Source organism: Sphingopyxis solisilvae (assembly GCF_015475875.1).
GTDB classification, from domain to species: Bacteria; Pseudomonadota; Alphaproteobacteria; order Sphingomonadales; family Sphingomonadaceae; genus Sphingopyxis; species Sphingopyxis solisilvae.
Genome location: NZ_JADKYM010000001.1, coordinates 314,019 through 333,632, shown reverse-complemented (window position 1 = coordinate 333,632; position 19,614 = coordinate 314,019). Strand labels below are relative to the sequence as shown.

The 19,614-nt window shown below is 64.2% G+C and carries 18 protein-coding genes and 2 tRNA genes; 7 read left to right on the top strand and 13 right to left on the bottom strand.

The annotated features are described in order from the left end of the window. Window positions 1-7: 7 nt before the first annotated feature. The 3 genes from IR187_RS01705 to dusB are packed head-to-tail and all read right to left on the bottom strand — an operon-like array spanning window position 8 to window position 3,500. The gene (locus IR187_RS01705) at window positions 8-1,417 is read right to left on the bottom strand and encodes a sigma 54-interacting transcriptional regulator (protein WP_194952963.1); all 1,410 of its coding nucleotides are present in this window, start codon (window positions 1,415-1,417) and stop codon (window positions 8-10) included. Beyond that, window positions 1,414-2,505: a two-component system sensor histidine kinase NtrB gene (locus IR187_RS01700; protein ID WP_194952962.1), complete on the bottom strand. Its 1,092-nt coding sequence runs from the start codon at window positions 2,503-2,505 to the stop codon at window positions 1,414-1,416. The genes IR187_RS01705 and IR187_RS01700 overlap by 4 nt, the downstream gene beginning before the upstream one ends. Continuing rightward, on the bottom strand, window positions 2,502-3,500 hold the full coding sequence (gene dusB, locus IR187_RS01695; protein ID WP_194952961.1) for a tRNA dihydrouridine synthase DusB: 999 nt from the start codon (window positions 3,498-3,500) through the stop codon (window positions 2,502-2,504). The genes IR187_RS01700 and dusB overlap by 4 nt, the downstream gene beginning before the upstream one ends. Before the next feature lie 96 nt (window positions 3,501-3,596). On the opposite strand from dusB, the gene IR187_RS01690 reads away from it, so the two are divergent. Then, on the top strand, window positions 3,597-4,775 hold the full coding sequence (locus tag IR187_RS01690; protein WP_194952960.1) for a bifunctional 2-C-methyl-D-erythritol 4-phosphate cytidylyltransferase/2-C-methyl-D-erythritol 2,4-cyclodiphosphate synthase: 1,179 nt from the start codon (window positions 3,597-3,599) through the stop codon (window positions 4,773-4,775). Window positions 4,776-4,777: 2 nt separating this feature from the next. After that, window positions 4,778-5,335 carry a CinA family protein gene (locus IR187_RS01685; RefSeq protein WP_194952959.1) on the top strand — a complete coding sequence of 186 codons (558 nt, stop codon included), beginning with the start codon at window positions 4,778-4,780 and terminating at the stop codon, window positions 5,333-5,335. Here the strand turns inward: IR187_RS01685 and IR187_RS01680 are convergent. Together IR187_RS01680 and lipA are read right to left on the bottom strand one after the other, a co-directional pair. After that, window positions 5,278-5,757, bottom strand: a complete 480-nt coding sequence (locus IR187_RS01680) for a type II toxin-antitoxin system RatA family toxin (RefSeq protein WP_194952958.1) — start codon at window positions 5,755-5,757, stop codon at window positions 5,278-5,280. The two genes, IR187_RS01685 and IR187_RS01680, sit on opposite strands and share 58 nt — an antisense overlap. A 7-nt stretch (window positions 5,758-5,764) precedes the next feature. Next, on the bottom strand, window positions 5,765-6,697 hold the full coding sequence (gene lipA / locus IR187_RS01675) for a lipoyl synthase (RefSeq protein ID WP_194952957.1): 933 nt from the start codon (window positions 6,695-6,697) through the stop codon (window positions 5,765-5,767). A gap of 62 nt (window positions 6,698-6,759) precedes the next feature. Between lipA and IR187_RS01670 the strand changes: the two genes are divergently transcribed. Beyond that, entirely contained in the window at window positions 6,760-7,401 is a 642-nt protein-coding gene (locus IR187_RS01670) for a carbonic anhydrase (RefSeq protein ID WP_194952956.1), read from the top strand. A 4-nt stretch (window positions 7,402-7,405) separates the two neighbouring features. Here IR187_RS01670 and IR187_RS01665 read toward each other — a convergent pair whose 3' ends face one another. Both IR187_RS01665 and ettA read right to left on the bottom strand, forming a co-directional pair. Next, window positions 7,406-7,849 carry a PaaI family thioesterase gene (locus tag IR187_RS01665; protein ID WP_194952955.1) on the bottom strand — a complete coding sequence of 148 codons (444 nt, stop codon included), beginning with the start codon at window positions 7,847-7,849 and terminating at the stop codon, window positions 7,406-7,408. Between the two features lie 5 nt (window positions 7,850-7,854). Beyond that, entirely contained in the window at window positions 7,855-9,534 is a 1,680-nt protein-coding gene (gene ettA, locus IR187_RS01660) for an energy-dependent translational throttle protein EttA (protein ID WP_194952954.1), read from the bottom strand. Window positions 9,535-9,896: 362 nt separating this feature from the next. Here ettA and IR187_RS16685 point away from each other — a divergent pair, with 362 nt between their 5' ends. After that, window positions 9,897-10,223 (top strand): hypothetical protein, encoded by a 327-nt coding sequence (locus tag IR187_RS16685; RefSeq protein WP_228765442.1) that lies wholly within the window; start codon window positions 9,897-9,899, stop codon window positions 10,221-10,223. Window positions 10,224-10,239: 16 nt separating this feature from the next. Then, window positions 10,240-10,316 (top strand) — tRNA-Pro (locus IR187_RS01650). A gap of 23 nt (window positions 10,317-10,339) precedes the next feature. Here IR187_RS01650 and IR187_RS01645 read toward each other — a convergent pair. From IR187_RS01645 to IR187_RS01630, 4 genes are all read right to left on the bottom strand, one after another. Beyond that, window positions 10,340-11,815 (bottom strand): M20 family peptidase, encoded by a 1,476-nt coding sequence (locus IR187_RS01645; protein WP_194952952.1) that lies wholly within the window; start codon window positions 11,813-11,815, stop codon window positions 10,340-10,342. A gap of 57 nt (window positions 11,816-11,872) precedes the next feature. Further along, window positions 11,873-11,948, bottom strand: a tRNA-Ile gene (locus IR187_RS01640). 67 nt (window positions 11,949-12,015) lie between these two features. Continuing rightward, window positions 12,016-13,041, bottom strand: a complete 1,026-nt coding sequence (locus tag IR187_RS01635; protein WP_194952951.1) for a polysaccharide deacetylase family protein — start codon at window positions 13,039-13,041, stop codon at window positions 12,016-12,018. A 29-nt stretch (window positions 13,042-13,070) separates the two neighbouring features. After that, window positions 13,071-14,696: a sensor histidine kinase gene (locus IR187_RS01630; protein ID WP_194952950.1), complete on the bottom strand. Its 1,626-nt coding sequence runs from the start codon at window positions 14,694-14,696 to the stop codon at window positions 13,071-13,073. 184 nt (window positions 14,697-14,880) lie between these two features. Here IR187_RS01630 and IR187_RS01625 point away from each other — a divergent pair, with 184 nt between their 5' ends. Next, window positions 14,881-15,354: an Lrp/AsnC family transcriptional regulator gene (locus tag IR187_RS01625; RefSeq protein WP_194952949.1), complete on the top strand. Its 474-nt coding sequence runs from the start codon at window positions 14,881-14,883 to the stop codon at window positions 15,352-15,354. Window positions 15,355-15,437: 83 nt separating this feature from the next. Here IR187_RS01625 and IR187_RS01620 read toward each other — a convergent pair whose 3' ends face one another. Both IR187_RS01620 and IR187_RS01615 read right to left on the bottom strand, forming a co-directional pair. Continuing rightward, window positions 15,438-16,712 (bottom strand): tetratricopeptide repeat protein, encoded by a 1,275-nt coding sequence (locus IR187_RS01620; RefSeq protein ID WP_194952948.1) that lies wholly within the window; start codon window positions 16,710-16,712, stop codon window positions 15,438-15,440. 159 nt (window positions 16,713-16,871) lie between these two features. Next, the gene (locus IR187_RS01615; protein ID WP_194952947.1) at window positions 16,872-17,168 is read right to left on the bottom strand and encodes an Hpt domain-containing protein; all 297 of its coding nucleotides are present in this window, start codon (window positions 17,166-17,168) and stop codon (window positions 16,872-16,874) included. A gap of 68 nt (window positions 17,169-17,236) precedes the next feature. Between IR187_RS01615 and IR187_RS01610 the strand changes: the two genes are divergently transcribed. Continuing rightward, window positions 17,237-19,609 (top strand): hypothetical protein, encoded by a 2,373-nt coding sequence (locus tag IR187_RS01610; RefSeq protein ID WP_194952946.1) that lies wholly within the window; start codon window positions 17,237-17,239, stop codon window positions 19,607-19,609. Window positions 19,610-19,614: the final 5 nt, after the last annotated feature.

Here is a 19,614-nt window from a genome sequence, read left to right as displayed (position 1 = left end):
GGCGGTGTCAGGGCTGCGAGGGGTCGATCGCCAACTGGCCCAGCCGCTTGCGCAGCGTGTTGCGGTTGATGCCAAGCCGCCGTGCCGCCTCCAGCTGGTTGCCGCGCACATCGCGCAACACGCGGCGGAACAGCGCGGCTTCGACGATCGCCTCGAGCCGGGCGTGAAGATCGCCATCACTTTCCGACGCGGCCAGTTGCTCGCGCGTCCAGTCGTCGACGGCGCGCGCGATCAGGTCCGCGGGTGCCGCGACGGCGCCGTTCTCGCCATTGTCGCGCAACACCGTCTCGACGTCGCGGACGGTCACCACCGTGTCGCGCGAAAGCACCGCCAGCCGCTGCACGACATTGCCAAGCTCGCGCACATTGCCCGGCCAGTCATAGCGTTCGAGCCATTGCATCGCGTCGGGCGCGAACTGGCGGTCGGGCAGCCCGGCGCGGCGCCCCTCCTCGACGAAGTGACGGACCAGCGCGGCGATGTCGCTGCGCCGCTCGCGCAGGGGCGGCAAGGTCACCGGGATCACGTTGAGCCGGTAGAACAGGTCTTCGCGGAAACGGCCGTCGGCAACCAGCGTCCGCATGTCGCGGTGCGTCGCGGCGATGACCCGCACATCGGCGCGCAGCGCCTGGTTGCCGCCGACGGTCGAATATTCGCCGACCTGCAACACGCGCAGCAGGCGCGTTTGCGCCTCGAGCGGCATGTCGCCGATCTCGTCGAGAAACAGCGTGCCACCCGCAGCCTGTTCGAACCGCCCGGCGCTGCGGCTATGGGCACCGGTAAAAGCGCCCTTTTCGTGGCCAAACAATTCCGCTTCGATCAGCTCGCGCGGGATGGCGGCCATGTTGATCGCCACAAATGGTCCGCTGCGCCGCAGCCCCGTGGCGTGGATCGCCCGCGCCACGACCTCCTTGCCCGTTCCCGATTCGCCCAGAATCAGCACCGCCAGATCGTTCGACGCGAGGCGCGCAATGGTGCGATAGACCGCCTGCATCGCGGGCGCACGGCCGACCAGCCCATGGCTGTCGGCTTGCGCAGGATCGCCGCCGGCAGCGGTTTCCGCCGGTCGCTGCAGAGCCGCGCGGACGCTGGCGGTCAGTTCGTCGAGGTCGAACGGTTTGGGCAGATAGTCATAGCTGCCGATCCCCGTCGCGCGCACGGCGGTATCGAGCGTATTTTGCGCCGACAGGACGATCACCGGGATCGCAGCGTCGATCCGCAGCGAATTGATGCCGTCGCCGTCGGGAAGCACCACATCGGTGATCACCAGATCGGGACGATGATCGGCCAGCCAGGCATTGCGTTCGGCGACGCTGCCGACCGACACAAGACGGCGGCATTCGCCGACGAGCGTTTCGCGGATGATCAGCGCGATCGCGGGATCATCCTCGACCAGCAATATCGTCCTTTCCACGCTCACGCCGCCTGTCCCTTCAACGCCACCGGCAAATGGACGCGAAAGCGGGTACATTCGCCGTCGCGCATATGCTGGACCGTCCCGCCCATGTCGCGCGCCAGTTTGGCGACGAGAGCCAGGCCCAAGCCGCGACCTTCGCGCTTTGTCGTCACGAACGGATCGAACAGGTCGCCGCGAATGTCGGCTGGTACGCCGGGGCCGTTGTCGCTGACACTGACCTCGATCGGCAGCGCGATGCGGCCGCGGCCGTCGCCATTGTCGATCGAAAGTCCGTGACGATAGGCGGTGGCGATCCGGACCACGCCGTCGTCGCGCCCGCCCAGCGCTTCGCAGGCGTTGGTGACCAGATTGAGCAAAATCTGCACCATGGCGTCATGATTGCCGTGCACCATCGGCAGCGAAGGGTCGAAATCCTCGACAAAGCGGACGCCGGTAAACTGGCGCACGCGGGCGGTTTCTATTGCCTGATGGATGGGCTGATAGAGGTTGATCGGCGTGCAGGCGATCGGCTGTCCGCGCGAAAAATGCTCCATCTGGTCGATCAGGGTCGCAATCCGGTCGACTTCGGCGCAGATCAAGGTCGTGAATCGCTCGCCGCCGGCGTCGGTCTTGCGCGCGAGCAATTGCGCGGCGCCCTTGATCCCGGCCAGCGGGTTCTTGATTTCATGCGCCAGCATCGACGCCGCGGCACCGGCGGCGCGGCCCGATCGCCCGATCGCGCCACCCATCAATTCGGCATCGCTCGTGGCAGGAACCAACGCCAATATGCGATGTCCGCTGTGACCATAGGGGACCATCTGCATATCGACGAAAATCGAACGGCGCCCGCCGACCGAAATTTCGGCCCGATGCGCGAACAGCGCGGCGGTCGCCACATCGCTCATGCGCTGGCGATAGCTGCGATCCATCTGGATGACGTCATAAACAACGCGGCCGACCATCGCTGAGCGGCTGACGTTGCAAAGCTGTTCGGCCGCGGCGTTGACGAACAGGATCACCCCGCCGCGGTCAATCAACACGGTCGGTACGGGGTGCGAGTGGATCAGCTCGTCATGGTCGAACGTCGGGATGCTCGACGTGAGAGCGGTCACGCAGCGGCCTTGGTCAGATGCGGGCCGTAAAATGCCTCCAGCGCCTCCAGCACCCCGCGGCTGGTCGGGATCTGGTTGACCTTGTTGCGGAACTCGGCCGACCCGTGCAGCCCCTTGACGTACCAGCCCAGATGCTTGCGCGCCATATTGACCCCGGTCACTTCGCCATAATGGTCGATCATCGCGCGATAATGCGATGTAATGACGTCATATTGTTCGTCGAGGCCGGGATCGGGCCGGTCACCCTCGCCGCGCAGTGCCGCCATGACCTGGCCGAGCAGCCAGGGGCGACCATAGGCGCCGCGACCGATCATGACGCCATCGGCGCCGCTTTGCGCCAGCGCGGTCCGCGCATCGTCGGCGGAGCAGATGTCGCCGTTGACGATGACGGGGATCGACACCGCATCCTTGACCTTGCGCACAAAACCCCAGTCGGCCTCGCCGCGGTACATCTGGTTGCGCGTGCGGCCGTGGACGGTGACGAGCTTCGCGCCCAGATCCTCGGCGATATGCGCGAGTTCGGGGGCGTTCAGGCTGTCGTGGCACCAGCCCATGCGCATCTTGACCGTCACCGGCACCGAAACGGCCTTCACACAGCTATCGATCAGCGCCGCGGCAAGCTTCAGGTCGCGCATCAGCGCCGATCCCGCGTCACCGTTGGTCACCTTGCGCACCGGGCAGCCCATATTGATGTCGATGATCGACGCGCCGCGGTCTTCGTTGAGCTTCGCCGCCTCGCCCATTTCATAGGGGGTGCAGCCGACCAGCTGCATCGATACTGGCTCTTCGACCGGGTCCCACGCCGCTTTCTGAATCGACTGGCGCGTTTCGCGGATCGCCGCCTGGCTCGCGATCATCTCGGTAACGTTGAGCCCCGAGCCATAATAACGGACGAGCTTGCGAAACGGCAGGTCGGTGACGCCCGTCATCGGCGCGAGGATCACGGGATCCGCGATGGTGATATTACCGATCTGGATGGGCCGCAGCGGCGCCATGGCGGGAGCTTTCGTCGAAATTGCCTAAAATTTGAGCAGCCCCTACACACTAAGCCGCTTTCCCGCAAGGCGCGGCTGCGCTAACCGGCGCGGTTGATGACCGACTCTTCGCCCGCTTCCGCGTCCGGGGCCCTCGCGATCCTGCTCGCCGGGGGAACAGGCACGCGCGCCGCGCTCGGTACGCCCAAGCAGCTGGCCGTGCTGGGCGGCAAGCCCGTCCTGCGCTGGAGCCTCGATGCCTTGGCCGGACATCCTTCGATCGCCGGCGGGGTTCTGGTCGCGCATGATGACGTCGTGACGGCGGTCGGCGGGGTCCCCGACGGCTGGGTATCAGTGCCGCCGGGCCGGGAGCGGCAGGAGTCGGTCGCGAATGCGCTGGCGGCGCTGGCCGACCGCAGTGACGACACGCGCGTGCTGGTCCATGACGCGGCCCGGCCCGGTCTGTCCGCCGCCATGATCGACCGGATGCTGGCGGCGCTTGAGACGCATGATGCGGCGATCCCGGTGCTGCCGGTCCCCGACACGCTCGTCGAACGGCGAACCGCATTGGCGGGCGACATTGTCGATCGCAACGGCCTCGCTCGCGTCCAGACGCCGCAGGCATTCCGGCTGGCCATGCTGCGGCGCGCGCATGACGGCGCGCAAGAAGGTTCGGCCACCGACGATGCCCAGATGGTCCGCCGGCTCGGCATCGATGTGGCTGCCGTGCCGGGTGACGCGCGGCTCCACAAACTGACATATGCCGACGATATGGCGATACTCGCGGGGCTATTGGGGATCGATGCGATGACACGAACCGCCGTCGGCATGGGATATGACGTTCATCGCCTGGTGCCGGACAAGCCCTTGTGCATTGGCGGCATAGAAATCGCCCATAGTCATGGACTTGAAGGTCACAGCGATGCCGACGTCGCGCTCCACGCGCTGACCGATGCGATCCTCGGCGCACTCGCGGACGGCGATATTGGCGACCATTTCCCGCCGAGCGATCCGGAATGGCGCGGCGCGGCTTCGTACCGCTTTCTGGAGTTCGCCGCGCGCCGCGTTGTCGAACGCGGCGGGCAGATCGAGCATGTCGACCTGACAATCATTGCCGAGGCACCCAAGATCGGCCCGCATCGACCCGCCATTCGGGCGCGCATCGCCGAAATCCTTGCGATTCCGTGCGAACGCGTTAGTGTGAAAGCAACGACGACCGAGCGGCTGGGTTTTACCGGCCGCCGCGAGGGGATCGCCGCACAGGCCGCCGCGACCCTGCGCCTTCCGGAGAACTGACCGTGCTGCCTGACGATGAAACGCGGTTTGCCGTGCGCAATACGCTGGCAACCAGCGTGCTCGCCAACAACCGCGCTGCCGGTCGCAAGATCGCGGTGGCGGAAAGCTGCACCGGCGGCATGGTCAGCGCGGCGCTCACCGACATCGCCGGCAGCTCAGATGTGTTTTCAGCCGGCTTCATCACCTATTCGGGCCACGCCAAGCAAAGCCAGCTCGACGTCAGTAGCGAGATTCTGGAAACTTTCGGCGAAGTTTCGCTCGCCACGGCCTGGGCGATGGCGACGGGGGCGCTGACGAACAGCGATGCCGATATCGCGGTGGCGATCACCGGCATCGCGGGCCCCGGTGGTGGCTCCGAAAAAAAACCGGTGGGCCTTGTCGTGTTCGCGCGCGCGCTGCGCGGTCAGGATCCCGACGATTATTTCACCCAGCGCGTTCAGTTCGACGGTGCCGACCGCGCGGCGATCCGGCACGCCGCGACGCTGTTTGCGCTCGACCTGCTTCAGCCGGAGCGCGACGAGCTGCGCCCGTCCGACGACATCGCGCTGCCGGCGCCGTAAAGCGCATCGGCGCGCGTTTCGAACGCGGCAATCATCTTGCGCAGCGCCTTGTCGAACATCTGTCCCGCAAGCGTTTCGAACAGCCGGTTGCGAAAGGCGAAGTCGACCATGAAATCGACGCGACACCCGCCGTCGTCGGTCGGCGTGAATTGCCATCGGTTATCGAGGTGCCGCATCGGCCCGTCGATATAGGTAACCGTGACCTCGCGCGGGCGCTCCTTGTGGACGCGGCACGAAAAGCTTTCACGCAGTCCCTTGAAGCCGACGATCATGTCGGCGACCGCCTCATGCTCGCTGTCGCTGCGGATGCGCAGCGCGACGACCCACGGCAGAAACTCGGGATAGCGCGCGATATCGGTGACGAGCGCGAACATCTGTTCGGCGCTGTAGGGCAGCTCGCGCGTCTCGTGATGCCTGGGCAAGCGGGGTTCAGCCGGCCACGCGCGCCAGCTGCGCCGCGCGCGCCGCGCGCATCCGTTCGAAATCGTCGCCCGCGTGATAGCTGGAGCGTGTAAGCGGCGACGAAGCGACTTGCAGGAAGCCCTTGGCACGCGCGATCTGCGCATAGGCGTCGAACGCCTGCGGCGTCACGAAGTCGATGACCTTGGCGTGCTTCGGCGTCGGTTGCAGATATTGGCCCATCGTCATGAAATCGATGTCGGCGCTGCGCATATCGTCCATCACCTGATGCACCTCCATCCGCTCCTCGCCAAGCCCGAGCATGATGCCCGACTTGGTGAAGATCGACGGGTCGCGGCGCTTGACGCTTTCGAGCAGGCGGAGAGAGGCGTAGTAGCGAGCACCGGGACGGATCGTCGGATACAGCCGCGGTACGGTTTCGAGATTGTGATTATAGACGTCGGGACGCGCATCGACGATCGCCGCGACAGCGCTTTCGGGCTTGTTGCGAAAATCGGGGGTGAGGATTTCGATCGTCGTCTGCGGCGTTTCGCGGCGCAGCGCATTGATGACCTTCACGAATTGGCTCGCGCCGCCGTCGGGCAGGTCGTCGCGATCGACCGAGGTGATGACGATGTGCGTCAGCCCCATCTTCGCGGCGGCAATCGCGGTATGCTCGGGTTCGAGCAGGTCGACCGGACGCGGCATCCCCGTCTTGACGTTGCAGAACGCGCAGGCGCGCGTGCAGGTGTCGCCAAGGATCATCACCGTCGCGTGCTTCTTCGTCCAGCATTCGCCGATGTTCGGGCACGCCGCCTCTTCGCACACGGTATGAAGGTTGAGCTCGCGCATCAGCTTGCGCGTTTCGGCATAGCCGGGGCTGGTCGGTGCCTTGACGCGAATCCAGTCGGGCTTGCGCGCACGCTGGCTCGGGGTAGCGGCGGGGGATGCAGGAGCGTTCATCGCGCCCACATAGTCCCCTCTGCCCCTCTTCTCAACCTCTCTACCTATGCTATGGGGCGGCCATGACTCACTTTGCCGACATGATCGAGGGCTATCGCCGTTTCCGTAGCGGCGGGTGGCAGGAACAGCGCGACCGCTGGAACGAACTGGCCGAGGGGCAATCGCCCAAGGTGATGGTGATCGCCTGCTCCGACAGCCGCGTCGAACCGTCGCAGATTTTCGACACCAACCCCGGCGAAATCTTTGTCGTCCGCAACGTCGCGGCGCTGGTGCCGCCGTTCGAAACGACGCCGGGGCGCCACGGGGTCTCGGCAGCGCTGGAATTTGCCGTGCAGTTCCTGAAGGTTGAGGAAATCGTCGTGATGGGCCACGGCTTGTGCGGCGGCTGTAACGCAGCGCTCCACCGCACGATGGCCGGCGCCGAGCCCGGCCGAGGCGGCTTCATCGCCGACTGGATCGCGCTGCTCGACGACGCAAGCGACACGGTGCGGGCCGAGCATAGCGACATCGGCAGCCGCGAGGCGGGCCGTGCGATGGAAATGGCGGCGGTGCGCGTCAGCCTTGCGAACCTGCGCACCTTCCCCTGCATTCAGGAAAAGGAAGCGCGCGGGACGCTGAAACTGCGCGGCGCCTTTTTCGCGATCAGCGATGGCGTGCTGCATGTGCTGGACGATGCAAGCGGCGATTTCCGCGCCGCGGCGTGACGGATCAGGGAATCGCGTAGGTCACATTCGCCTGTCCCACTGGCTTTAGCGGGTCGTCGGTCCAGATCCGCACGTCCATGACCGCAAGCCGTTTGCCGAGGCGGAGCATATGCGCGTCGGCGAACAGCGATCCCGGACGGCACGGTCGCAGAAACTGATAATTGAGCGCGCTCGTCACCGCCATCGCCACGGGTCCGATATGGGCGAGGACGAGTGCATAGGCCGCCATGTCGGCGAAGCCCATCTGGGTCGGTCCCGAAATCAGTCCGCCGGGGCGGAGCGCCTTGTCGGTCGGGTCCATCCGCGCCTGCACATGGCCGGGCGCAGCCGAGACCACATAGCCGCGCGAGCCCGGCTCCGATTGGGGAAAGGCCTCGGCCATAAAGGCGTTGAGCGCGTCCGCATCCATGCGGATCGCACTCGACGATATGGCTGCCTCTTCCCCCATCGCGATCAGCGCGACAATTTCTTGTACGTCGTCGCGTGCGGACGTGTCGCGCCTTCACCCAGACGGCGGATCTTGTCCTCTTCATAGGCCTCGAAATTGCCCTCGAACCATTCGACATGGCTGTCGCCCTCGAACGCCAGAATGTGCGTCGCGAGGCGATCGAGGAAGAAGCGGTCGTGGCTGATCACCACCGCGCAGCCCGCGAAATTTTCGAGCGCCTCTTCGAGTGCCGCGAGCGTTTCGGTATCGAGATCGTTGGTCGGTTCGTCGAGCAGCAGGACGTTGCCGCCCTGTTTCAGCATCTTGGCCATATGGACGCGGTTGCGTTCGCCGCCCGACAGCTGCCCGACCTTTTTCTGCTGGTCGGTGCCCTTGAAGTTGAAGGCGCCGACATAGGCGCGCGTCTGCATCTCGTGCTTGCCGATATTCATCATGTCGTGGCCGCCCGAAATCTCTTCCCAGACATTCTTGTTCGGGTCGAGCGCGTCGCGGCTCTGGTCGACATAGCCGAGGCGAACGGTATCGCCGATGCTGACACTCCCGCTATCGGGCTGTTCCTGCCCGGTGATCAGCTTGAACAGCGTCGATTTACCCGCGCCGTTGGGGCCGATAACGCCGACGATGCCACCCGGCGGCAGCGTGAAGGACAGATCCTCGAACAGCAGCTTGTCGCCATAGGCCTTGGAGATATTGTTGACCTCGATCACCTTGCCACCGAGGCGCTCGGGCACCTGAATGACGATCTGCGCCTTGCCCGGCGCGCGATTTTCCTGCGCTTCGACGAGTTGGTCGAACGATTTGATACGCGCCTTCGATTTGGCCTGACGCGCCTTGGGCGACTGCCGAATCCATTCGAGTTCGTCGCGGATCGCCTTCTGGCGGCCCTGATCCTCGCGCGCTTCCTGTTCGAGGCGCTTGCCCTTCTTTTCCAGATAGGTCGAATAATTGCCTTCATAGACAAAATAGCGGCCGCGATCGAGTTCGAGGATCCAGTTCACGACATTGTCGAGGAAATAGCGGTCGTGGGTGACCAGGATGACGTTGCCCGGATAATCGACGAGATGTTTCTCCAGCCACGCGACGCTTTCGGCATCAAGGTGGTTGGTCGGTTCGTCGAGCAGCAGGATCGACGGCTTTTCGAGCAGCAGACGCGTGAGCGCAATGCGGCGTTTTTCACCGCCCGAAAGATTTTCGACGCTCCAGTCACCCGGCGGGCAGCGCAGCGCCTCCATCGCGATTTCGAGCTGGTTGTCGAGCGTCCAGCCGTCGACCGCGTCGATCTTTTCCTGGAGCGTGCCCATTTCTTCCATCAACGCGTCGAAATCGGCGTCGGTCGGCGGATCGGCCATCAGCGCGCTGATCTCGTTGAAGCGGTCCATCATGTCGGCGACGGGCCGGACGCCGTCCATGACATTTTCCTTGACCGTCTTGGTCGGGTCGAGCTGCGGCTCCTGCGCCAGATAGCCGACGGTGATGCCTTCGCCGGGCCATGCTTCGCCGGTGAAATCCTTGTCGATGCCGCCCATGATCTTCATCAGCGTCGATTTGCCGGTGCCGTTCGGGCCGACGATGCCGATCTTGGCGTCGGGATAGAATTGCAGGCTCAAATTGTTGAGCGTCGGCTTTTGCGCGCCGGGATAGGTCTTGGTCAGACCCTTCATCACGAAACTATATTGGGCGGCCATGAAAATGCTCCGGTAAAGGCTGGGCCGCGTCGGCGGCCGGAGAGTTGCGCGCCGGTTAGCGAATGGGCGTCCGATTGGCAATCGCAGCCTGCCGTCGGCGCCAAACTCGTGAGGTGTCCATGATTCTTGGGCGTCGCGCGATTGGCAGGCGCTGTGGGCTAATCCCGAAAAATGACAGTTTTTGGCGCTCGCTGCCCATCTCAATTATTTTTGTTGACGATCCATATGGAACGGCTAAATCCCGCCGCTCGCGGGACGGGAACTTTCCCCAACGCGGAAAGGCATTTTAGGGAGCCCACACATCATGAAGAAGTTTGCTGCTATCGCTGTTGCTGCCAGCATGTTCGCCCTCGCCGCTTGCGGTGAAAAGGCTGCTGAAGAAGCCACCACCGAAGCTCCGGCCGCTGAAGCGGTTGCTGAAGAAGGCGCTGACGCCGCTGCCGCCGGCGCTGAAGCCGCTGCCGCTGGCGCCGAAGCTGCTGCCGCCGGTGCCGAAGCTGCCGCTCCGGCCGACGCCGCTGCTGCCGCTCCGGCCGACGCCGCTGCTGCTCCGGCTGAAGAAAAGAAGTAAGTCACAGCCCTTCGGGGCGTTGACTGAAACGAGAAACGGGCGGTCTTCCTTTGGGAAGGCCGCCTTTTTCTTTGCCTTTTGCAACGGCGGGATAGACTTGCGCTCGCCCGCTGTCTAAGGCGCCCACCAGTAGTCGGGGAGTAGCGCAGCCCGGTAGCGCGCCTGCTTTGGGAGCAGGATGTCGCAGGTTCGAATCCTGTCTCCCCGACCACTGACCTCCCCGACCGCCAGATTTTATCCCGCCGAGGTGGCGATCAGCCGCGCATAGAAATCGATCATTCGCCTCAGGCTGTCGATTGTCATATGTTCATTCGTGCCATGGATCATCGCCGATTCCTTCAGGGAAAAGTGCATCGGCATGAACCGGTAAACGTCCTCCGACACCGGTTCCATGCTGCGACTGTCGGTGCCGCCGACGACCAGGATGGGCGACAGTACCGCATTCGGCGCATCGGCGCGCGCGGCGGCGGCGATCCATTTCCAGCCCTGAGAATTGGTCGACGACACGCGCGACGGTTCGCGCGGCGGCTTGACCCATGCCAGTTCCACCGGCAGATCGCCGACCGCCTCCTTGGCCCGCGCCATGATGTCGGCGGAGCGGTTCCACGGCGCGATGCGATAATTGATCAGCGCGTTGGCGGTCTGCGGCAGCACATTCTCTTTGGGGCTGCCCTCCAGCATCGTCGGTGCAATCGTGGTTCGGAACGCCGCCGCGGTTGACGGCGTTCCGGCAACCTCGCGTTTCAGGATCGGGCCGAACAGCCACGGATTGGCAACGGCCATTTTGGTCGTCCCGCCCTTGTCCGCCGCCAGTGCCGCAAGCATCGCCGCACCTGGCCCCTGAAGCTCGATCGGGAACGGCTTTTCGGTGATCGCCGTGATCGCGCGCGCCAGCGTCCCGACACCGGTCTCCGCGGGCGGCATCGAACTGTGTCCACCGGGCGTTTTCGCGGTAATCTTCAGCGTCGCATAGCCCTTTTCGGCGATCCCGATCATGATTGCCGGACCGTCGATCACCGGCGTATCGGTCAATATGATGCTGCCTTCGTCCAAGGTGAAGATTGCCTTCACGCCCTCCGCCTTCAACATTGCAGCCGCGGCGGCAGCGCCCGACCCGCCAACCTCTTCGTCGTGACCCGATACCAGGTAAACGCCGCGTTTCGGCCGGAACCCCTGCCTCGCCAGCGCCTCCAGCGCCTCGAACAGCGCGACCAGCGATCCCTTGTCGTCGACGGTTCCGCGGCCCCATACCGCGGCTTCGGCGACCGTTCCGGCGAAGGGCGGATATTTCCAGTCGCCCTCGGTCCCCTCGGTTACGGGCACGACATCCTGGTGCGCCATCAGGATGATCGGCGCCAGCGCCGCATCGCTGCCTGGCCAATGATAGATCAGCGTCCGGTTGGGCAGAATCGTGCGGCCCATCGCGCCATGGATCGCCGGATAGGTTGTCGCAAGCCAGCCGTGAAGGCGGTCCCATTCTCCGACATCGTCATCCGCGGGATCCTGATGCGAGATGGTCCGGATCTGCGTCGCTGCGCTCAGATTTCTGGCGGCGGTATCGATGTCGTAGAGCGGCGCTGCGGCCAGCCGGACATCACTGCCGTCGGCAATTTCCGCTGGTTCAAAAGTGGCGGTGCGTACCGCTACGGTTGCCACGGTCACCGCGATGACTGCGAGCCCCCCGATCAGGATCGTCCGCCGCTTGCCCATGCCCCTCTCCTTCCGATGGACAGTGGACCGCGGCGCGGGGCGTTTGGCAAGAAAAATTGGTGGGCCCGGCAGGACTCGAACCCGCAACCTAGCCGTTATGAGCGGCCAGCTCTAACCATTGAGCTACAGGCCCCCGTTGGAAACCCGGCAGGGGTGCAAGGGCGATAGCGGAGCGCGCTGCCGATTGGCAAGCGCCAAGGCTAGGGCCGTGTTTGGGTCCGTTCGGCGAGCGCCAATATCCCGGTGGACGTTGTCGGTTCAACCCCGCGGCGTGCCAGATGGTCGAGCACCGCGTCCCACCAGCGATAAAAACGGTCGAGATCGGCGTCGCTGCGCACATAGGGCGTGTTGCCCGGCTGCAGCGACGGCGAGTGGAACGAGAAATTCAACACCGGCAAGCCCCGGTCGACAGCGATGTCGATCGCCTTGCGGGCGCGCTCGGCGGGAATACCCTCCGGCGTCAGCGCAATGCGTTCGACGATCCCGAGCCTCGCCAGCGCCGCGCCGGCGCGGGTGCCGTTGCGGGCGATATGGTGATAAACGCGGCGACCGGCCCGGCCGAGCAAACCGCCGAAAACCGTAGTCACCGGCACTTCTAGAACCGCACCCGCGGTCGTATCGACCCACCACGGCTCAAGCCGGGCATTGCGATAGTCGGGACCATGTCCGGCGCGATAATCGAACCCCGAGCGTACCGAGGTGTCGCAAAGGAACCCCAACTCCGCCAGCATCGTAGCCGTTTCGAAACCAAGCCCGTAACGGCCCGCGCGATAGACCGTGGGCGCCGTGCCGAACCGTTCGGCGATGGTGTCGCGCAGCATCGCCATCTTGGCGCGCTGCAACGCCAGTGGCAGATTGCCCGCATAGCTGTTGTGCGCACTAACATCCTCGTCGTGCGGCGGCGTCACCCATGGGTGAAGCTGCGCGCCAATGTCGCACGTACCGTTCGCCTGTCCCTCACCGAGGATTCCGACCGCGCGGTCATCGGCGACGATCGGCCAGTCGACAAGATAGATCGGGCAAACTTGCGCTTGCTCAAAATAGCTCTGACACGCAGCGAGCGCCGGCACCGAGGTCAGGCGATAGCCGGTACGCGCAAATGGAGCGGTCCAGTCGAAATCTTCTTCGGTATCGATAGTGACCCAGAATCGGGGACGCTCGCCGGAGGCGAGCTTGACCACATCGGCCGCAGCCGGCTCGGTAAAGAAATCGCCCGCAGGCTGCACAACGCCCCCCTTCGCCGCAGCCGACCGGGCTATTCGCCCTGTTGAACTTCCCGTTCGGCTTCGCTCTTCGAGGTGGCCGAGCGCAGGTGCAAGGTCAAGGCGTTATGCCCGATGTCGAGGCGTCCCCCGACCGCGCGCGCGAGGCTGTCCACCAGCCGCAGCGAGAAGCCCAGGCTGAGGACGGTCGCACTCGGCGCTTCGCCCTCCGGGCTGAAGCCCGGATCGAGCAGGTCGGCGGCGGTGGCGAAGCGGATGGCCGCCGGACGTACGATCCGCAGTTGCAACATATCGTCGTGCGGCATTTCGGTGACGAGCTGGCCGACAAGGATAGAACCGGGTTCAGAGACGTCGACCAACGCGGTCAGCAGACGGCCCACCATCCGCCGCACATCGGCATCGTTCGCCAGTCCCGTGAAGGGACCTCCGATACGCGAAATGCTGAGATCGACGCCTTGGTCGCGCAAAAGCTCGGCGAGATCGCCTTCCACCTGCGCAACGATATGGGCAACATCGACCACGCTTCCCGTATCTTGAAGGGGAGAAGCTGCCCGGCTGCCGCGCGCCGCCGTTTCCAGATCGTCAATGATCGTTTGCACCGACCCCGCGTCGGCAACGATCGTTTCGGCCATGCGGCGATAGCTTTGACTGACCGGGCCGAACATCTGGCCGGCAACGATCTGGGCAAAGCCTGATATTGCGTTGAGCGGGCTGCGTAACTCGTGAATCAACTGACGGATCGAGTCACCCGGATCGGCAGAATCCGGCTGTCGGTACGGCTGTTCGCTGCGGTGCGGGCGGCGGGCGCTGCCCCGATAGCCGCGAAACTGCCCGGTTGCTGGATCAAACCAGGGTAGCGCGGAAAAGCGCCACTCGCCGGCATCGGCCACACTTCCTTCCAGCATCATCCGCGCGTTGAGAATTTCGGCCCGCTGGCGAAATGCCCCCGCCGCAACTCCGTCGGTTCCCGGTTCACCGCCGAACGCGGCGTCGGCGATGGAAAGCCCGATGACCGCGCCGCGAGTTATTCCGTCCACCCAGTGGACGACGCCGTCGGCGCCCGTTTCAAATACAAAGGCCGAACGCGGCGTCCGGTCGGAGCCGGTTTGCGCCGGTTGAACGCGGGTTGACTGGAATTTGTCGATCCGGCGGACGAGTTCGCTGATCTGGCTACTTCCCGCTTCAGGAGTATTTGCTGCCTCGGTCTGACGCTCGTCCACCAGTTCGATGTCCGGCTGCGGCAAGGCAACCGACGCGCTACCCATGCTGGCGAGACCGCGATAGACGGCCTGCGGCAGGTCGCGTCGTCCCGCCAGCACGGATCGCGCTGTCGCTCCCGTTGTCGGCAGCATCGCCAGCCAGTCGGCTTCGGACAATTGCACCGTTTGCAGAATGGCGGCCGAAACCGATGCGACGTCATTGGCATACAGCGCGACGAGCGGTGCAAAGCGACCGTGCCGTGCCACCGCCCGCGCGCATTCGCGGCGCACCGACTCGGGCACCTGCGGCCGCAACAGGGCTAGCGCATGCAAACTGCGACGAATATCGTCATCAGCCAGTTGATTGCCGCGTTGAGCCAGAATATCGGAGATTTGGCGCCAGGCTGCGATGCTGGCGCGGCGATCCGCAGGCGCTTGCCGCAGGATGGTCGCGATCATCGAGTCACCAGTCACGCAAAACCCGCCCCACACCCTCTGTCGTTGGTTACTGTATGTTTACCGGCTAGCGTGAATCCGCCGGTCATGAAAGTGGGTTCGCTGGCCACGTCACATTGTGGGACAATTGCAATCGGCTGAAATAATATTATGGTGATCGCAGTTTGGGAAAGCGGATGTTTCAACGATGGCGAGTCAGAAATTCGATCAGATCGACCTCCAGATACTGGCAGAGCTGCAAAAAAACGGTCGGATGACCAACGTCGAACTGGCTCAGATGGTTGGGCTGACAGCGCCGCCATGCCTGCGCCGGGTCCGGGCGCTTGAGGAGGCAGGCGTCATACGCTCCTATCATGCCGACCTCGACCCGGCGAAACTTGGCTATGGCATAACGGTTTTTGCGATGGTGAGCCTACGCAGCCAGGCGGAAGCCGACCTCAAGGCATTCGAAGACTATGTCGGCGGACTGGCCGAGGTTCGCGAATGTTACATGCTCAACGGCGAGATCGATTTTCTGCTGAAGGTGGTGGCACGGGATCTTCAGAGTTTTCAGTCGTTTTTGACTGCCCATCTGACATCGGCCCCGAATGTAACCAGCGTCAAAACATCGTTGACGATCCGCACCGCCAAGCAGCTGGCCGGGATCCCGGTCGAAGGCTGATCGCAAAAAAGCGGCAAAAAATGAATGGGGGCGGCGTTCGCGATCGAACACCGCCCCCATTCCTTCGGCTATCCCGTCGCGAATCAGCTGGCCGGGGCAGTTCCTGCCTTGGCGCGGACCGTCCACAGCTGGGCCAGTCGCTGGCGATTGCCCTGCACCTTGGCAAGGCTCGCGACCGCAGCGTCGGTCTGGCCCGCCAGCGCCTGCGCTACCCCCAAGCGATACTGGATCAGCGGATCGCCGGGGCTGGCCGCAAGCGCGGCTTCGTAAAGCGGAATCGCCTTGGCGACATCGCCGCTGCCGACGAGGGCGTCGGCAGTTGCACGCGCCGCCCGCGGATTGCCGAGCGTCGCGGGTTTCGCGGCATCGGCTGCCACTGCCGCGGCATCGCTTGCCGCACGCGGAGTCTGCGATTCCAGAATGCCGCCGAAATGGGTGTCATTGCGCGGGATTACGCCGCTGCTCTGCCCCTGCTTGATAACCGCCACAACCTCGCTCGGGTAGCCCGCTTCGGTTGCCAGACCGGCATATTCCAGAAACTCCGCGCGCTGCGTCATGGCGTTCGTCGCGCGCATCAGGCGCAGCACATCAAGGTTCATATCCTTGTCGCCACCCGATTGTTGCAGAAGGATATATAGCGTATTTCGCCAGGTCGCAGGCGTGGGATAATCCTGGACGCGCATCGTCAGCACGTCGAGCATCTCGTTCGTCCGGTTCGCCTTCTGGAACGCTTGCGCCGGACGAACATAAAGTTCTTCCGACGGCTTTGTGCCCGCCGCCCGCGCGGCGTCGATGCCGGCCTTGGCGATCGCCCACCCCTGATCGATCTGCCCCGCATTCAGATAGCTGTCCATCAGCATCGGCGCGAGCGCCGATTCGGTCGAGCCGCCCGCCTTGGCTGCCTCGAGCCGCTGGATCGCCTTGGCATAATCCTTGGCGCCATAAGCAAAATTGCCGGAATAGAAATTATAGGTGCCCACATTTTCCGGCGGGGTGAGGCCCGACTCGATCATCGCATCCAGGCCCGTGGCCTGCAGCGTCTGGTCCTTGTTCAAAATACCGAGCTGAAGCTGGTAGAAACCGATGAGATATTTGTCGTCGGGCGTCGAGGCCGCCCCCTGCCCCTCGCTCAGCGCGGCTTGCAGGGCGGCCGCATCGTTCGCCGTCTTGGCATCGGTCATCTTTTTCAGGGCGGGTGCAAAGCCCTTGCTGGCCGTCAATTGCTTGCCCTTGGCTGCTTCTTCCTTTTTCGGCTTTTCCTTCTTTTGCGCAGCGGCCGGCGTCGCAGTGGCCATCAGCGCACAGCCAAGTACCGCGGTCATCGCCGTCGCGGGCATCGAGCGAAAACGGTCAAACATGAAATCTCTCCTCAGAATTCGGCAGCTCGCCCGTCGCTACGGGGTACTGCGCGCGTTCATAACGCGGCTAAACCCGTCGCGTTGCCAAGGCAAGACAGCGTACGTCGATAATTGGTTTGGAGGAAGGCGGCTGAACCGGAATTGAACCCGGACGCGAAGTCAGGCGATGCCGTCGATCGCCTCGTTGATCTGGCGCAGGACGAGCGGATCACCGGGCGCTCCGGCAATCGCCTGCTCGGCGAGTTCGATCAGCGCGACAATTCCAAATGTCGCGGCAAGTCCCTTTAGACGCAGCGCCGCAACTTCCCAATTGGCATCGCAGCGCGCGCGCCGCATGAGGTCGGCAAGGTCGCGTGCGCTGCCCGTGAAAGCGCTGCGCAGATCGAGCGCCATCGCGGGATCGTCGCCGACCGCCGCGCTGAGATACCGATCGAGGGGGCCGCTATCGAACGACATTCCACAGCCTTGCCAGCTTGTGGTTAAGTTTCCGTTTCAAGACGGCCATTTGATGCTAAGATGTCCGAATGACGGGGGACAAGAAAATCGTCGGGTTGTGGCGGGATTCGGCCAAAATCCAGGAAGCTGACAGCGCCGCGCAAGCCGACGTCGCGCCGCCTGAAACGGCGCCCGCACCCGGAGCGGCGGCACCGGTCGAACGCGAATGGCTCGATATGTCGTCGCTAGACGCGGTCGAAGATGTCAGCGTCTACGCGGACGAAGCGGGGCAACGGGCTTCGGCGTGGCGCGACCGCGGCGTTCCTACCCTGTTTGCCCTGCTCGGTCTCGGCTGGACCTTGTTTGCCTTTTATATGGCGACCGACGGCTTCATTGAGACGCCCGCAATCGGCAATTGGCCGATATTGATCGCGATGATATCGATGCCTCTCACGCTCCTTGCGGTGCTCTGGATGGCACTGCTGCGCTCGGGTCGCTCCGAACAGGCGCGCTTCGCCCGCGTCGCGACGGCGCTACGCGAAGAGAATTTGGCGCTTAATCAATCGATGCACTCGCTGGGGCTGCATCTCGCCGACGCGCAAAAACAGCTCAGTGAGCAAGCCAAAATCGTCCAGCAGCTCGGGCTCGATACCGTGATGCGGTTGAATGAAAGCAGCGACAAACTGGCCAGCAACGCGTCGGTGATCGCGAACGCGCACGACCAACTCGCGCGGTCGGGCGACGTGGCGCTTCAACGGATGGACGGGCTGCTCGCCGGCCTGCCGCGGATCGACGATGTCGCGCAGCGACTTGCAGTGAATTTCCGCGAGGCCGGTCTGGTCGCGCATCAACAGGGCGCCAACCTCGAGGCGAAGCTGGCCGAGCTCGGCGAAGCCGCGGCAGCGACCAGCCGGACCGGAGAAGCGGCGACAGCCAGCCTGTTGGAAGCAGTAGTGGCCTTGCAGGAGCAGAGCCAAGCGACCGAAGAAGGCTTGGTGTCGGCATCGTCGGCGGTGACCGACGCACATGGCGCCGCACTTGCGCAAATGACCGGTGCCGGAGCGACCATTCGCGCGGATCTGGATTCCACGCTTTCGGCGATGACGAGCCGGATCGACCAGGCTTGGCAGGACTTTCGTGACGGCGTCGACAAGGCCGGCGCGCATATGGACGCAAAGCTCGCCGCTGCACGTGCGGCCGGCGATGCCCTTGGTATTCAATTGTCCGAACATGCCGACGCCAGCGATGTACTGGCGTCGCGGGTAACGGCGCATGTCGCGGACGTTGTCCAGCAACTGGAAGTGCTCGACGTCAGCGTAAGCGCAAGCACCGGCGTGATCGGGCGTGCTATCGAGGATACCAAGACCCAGCTTGGCGCGTTCATGGCCGAAGTGCAAAGCGGCAACAGCCTTTCGCACCAGCTGATTTCGCAGGCTGAATCGTTGCTGATCGCACTCGACGCAGTGACGCGCGAGCTTGACGAGACGCTGCCGCACGCGCTCGACCGGATGACGTCGCACGGCAAGACGACGCAAACGGCGCTGGCGCAGCTTCGTCCGATGCTCGATGCGTCGGAACTCGTCGCGCAATCGACCATGTCGCATGTCAACGCGGTGCAGGCGACACTCAAGGCGAATGAAGTGCAGATGGCCGACCATGCGGCTAGTCAGCGGGCGTTGGCGGACCGGATCAACGGGTCGCTGGCTGACGCCGAAGCGGCGCTGGCAAAACTGCGCGCCGGTGCCGACGAATTTTCCGAACAAGGCGGCGCGCGGATGATTGCGACGCTGGGCGAGGTCCGCGCGACTGCCGATTCCGCGGCCGAGGAAGCGCGCCAGACACTCGAAAAACTGGTCGCCGGGGCGCGTGAAGCAATGCAGGCGACCGCGACAGAGGCGATCGATGCCGCGTTCAAGACCGAGATCATGGCGCAACTGACCGCGATCGAAGAAGCATCGGCGCGCGCCGTTTCGGCGGCGAACGGCGCAGCCGACCGGCTGATGCGCCAGCTGATCACGATCATGGACACCAGCGCCAGCGTCGAACAGCGCGTTGCCGAGGCCGAACAGGCGATCGCCGCATCCGACCGTGATTCGCTCGCCAAGCAGGTCGGGCTGCTGACCGAGGCGCTGAAATCGACCGCGATCGACGTCACCAAGATCCTGTCGACCGAAGTCAGCGACACAGCATGGGACGCCTATCTGAAGGGCGACCGCGGCGTGTTCGCGCGCCGCGCGGTCAAGCTGATCGAGAATGGCGAGGCCAAGGAAATCCTGCGCCTCTACCAGAATGACGACGGCTTCCACGCGTCGGTGAACCAGTTCATCCACGATTTCGAAGCCATGCTGCGCCTGCTGATCGGCGCGCGCGACGGATCGGCGATCAGCGTGACCTTGCTGTCGTCAGATATTGGCAAGCTGTATGTGGCGCTGGCGCAGGCGATCGACCGACTGCGGAACTGAGCTAT

Bases quoted from the DNA above. Each gene is read 5' to 3' on its own strand.
- IR187_RS01620 (WP_194952948.1), bottom strand. From the start codon at position 16,712: ATGTTTGACCGTTTTCGCTCGATGCCCGCGACGGCGATGACCGCGGTA.
- dusB (WP_194952961.1), bottom strand. From the start codon at position 3,500: ATGGCGCCGCTGCGGCCCATCCAGATCGGTAATATCACCATCGCGGAT.
- IR187_RS01665 (WP_194952955.1), bottom strand. From the start codon at position 7,849: ATGGGGGAAGAGGCAGCCATATCGTCGAGTGCGATCCGCATGGATGCG.
- IR187_RS01645 (WP_194952952.1), bottom strand. From the start codon at position 11,815: ATGGGCAAGCGGCGGACGATCCTGATCGGGGGGCTCGCAGTCATCGCG.
- IR187_RS01630 (WP_194952950.1), bottom strand. From the start codon at position 14,696: ATGATCGCGACCATCCTGCGGCAAGCGCCTGCGGATCGCCGCGCCAGC.
- IR187_RS01610 (WP_194952946.1), top strand. From the start codon at position 17,237: ATGACGGGGGACAAGAAAATCGTCGGGTTGTGGCGGGATTCGGCCAAA.
- IR187_RS01690 (WP_194952960.1), top strand. From the start codon at position 3,597: ATGACCGACTCTTCGCCCGCTTCCGCGTCCGGGGCCCTCGCGATCCTG.
- IR187_RS01670 (WP_194952956.1), top strand. From the start codon at position 6,760: ATGACTCACTTTGCCGACATGATCGAGGGCTATCGCCGTTTCCGTAGC.
- ettA (WP_194952954.1), bottom strand. From the start codon at position 9,534: ATGGCCGCCCAATATAGTTTCGTGATGAAGGGTCTGACCAAGACCTAT.
- lipA (WP_194952957.1), bottom strand. From the start codon at position 6,697: ATGAACGCTCCTGCATCCCCCGCCGCTACCCCGAGCCAGCGTGCGCGC.
- IR187_RS01615 (WP_194952947.1), bottom strand. From the start codon at position 17,168: ATGTCGTTCGATAGCGGCCCCCTCGATCGGTATCTCAGCGCGGCGGTC.
- IR187_RS01625 (WP_194952949.1), top strand. From the start codon at position 14,881: ATGGCGAGTCAGAAATTCGATCAGATCGACCTCCAGATACTGGCAGAG.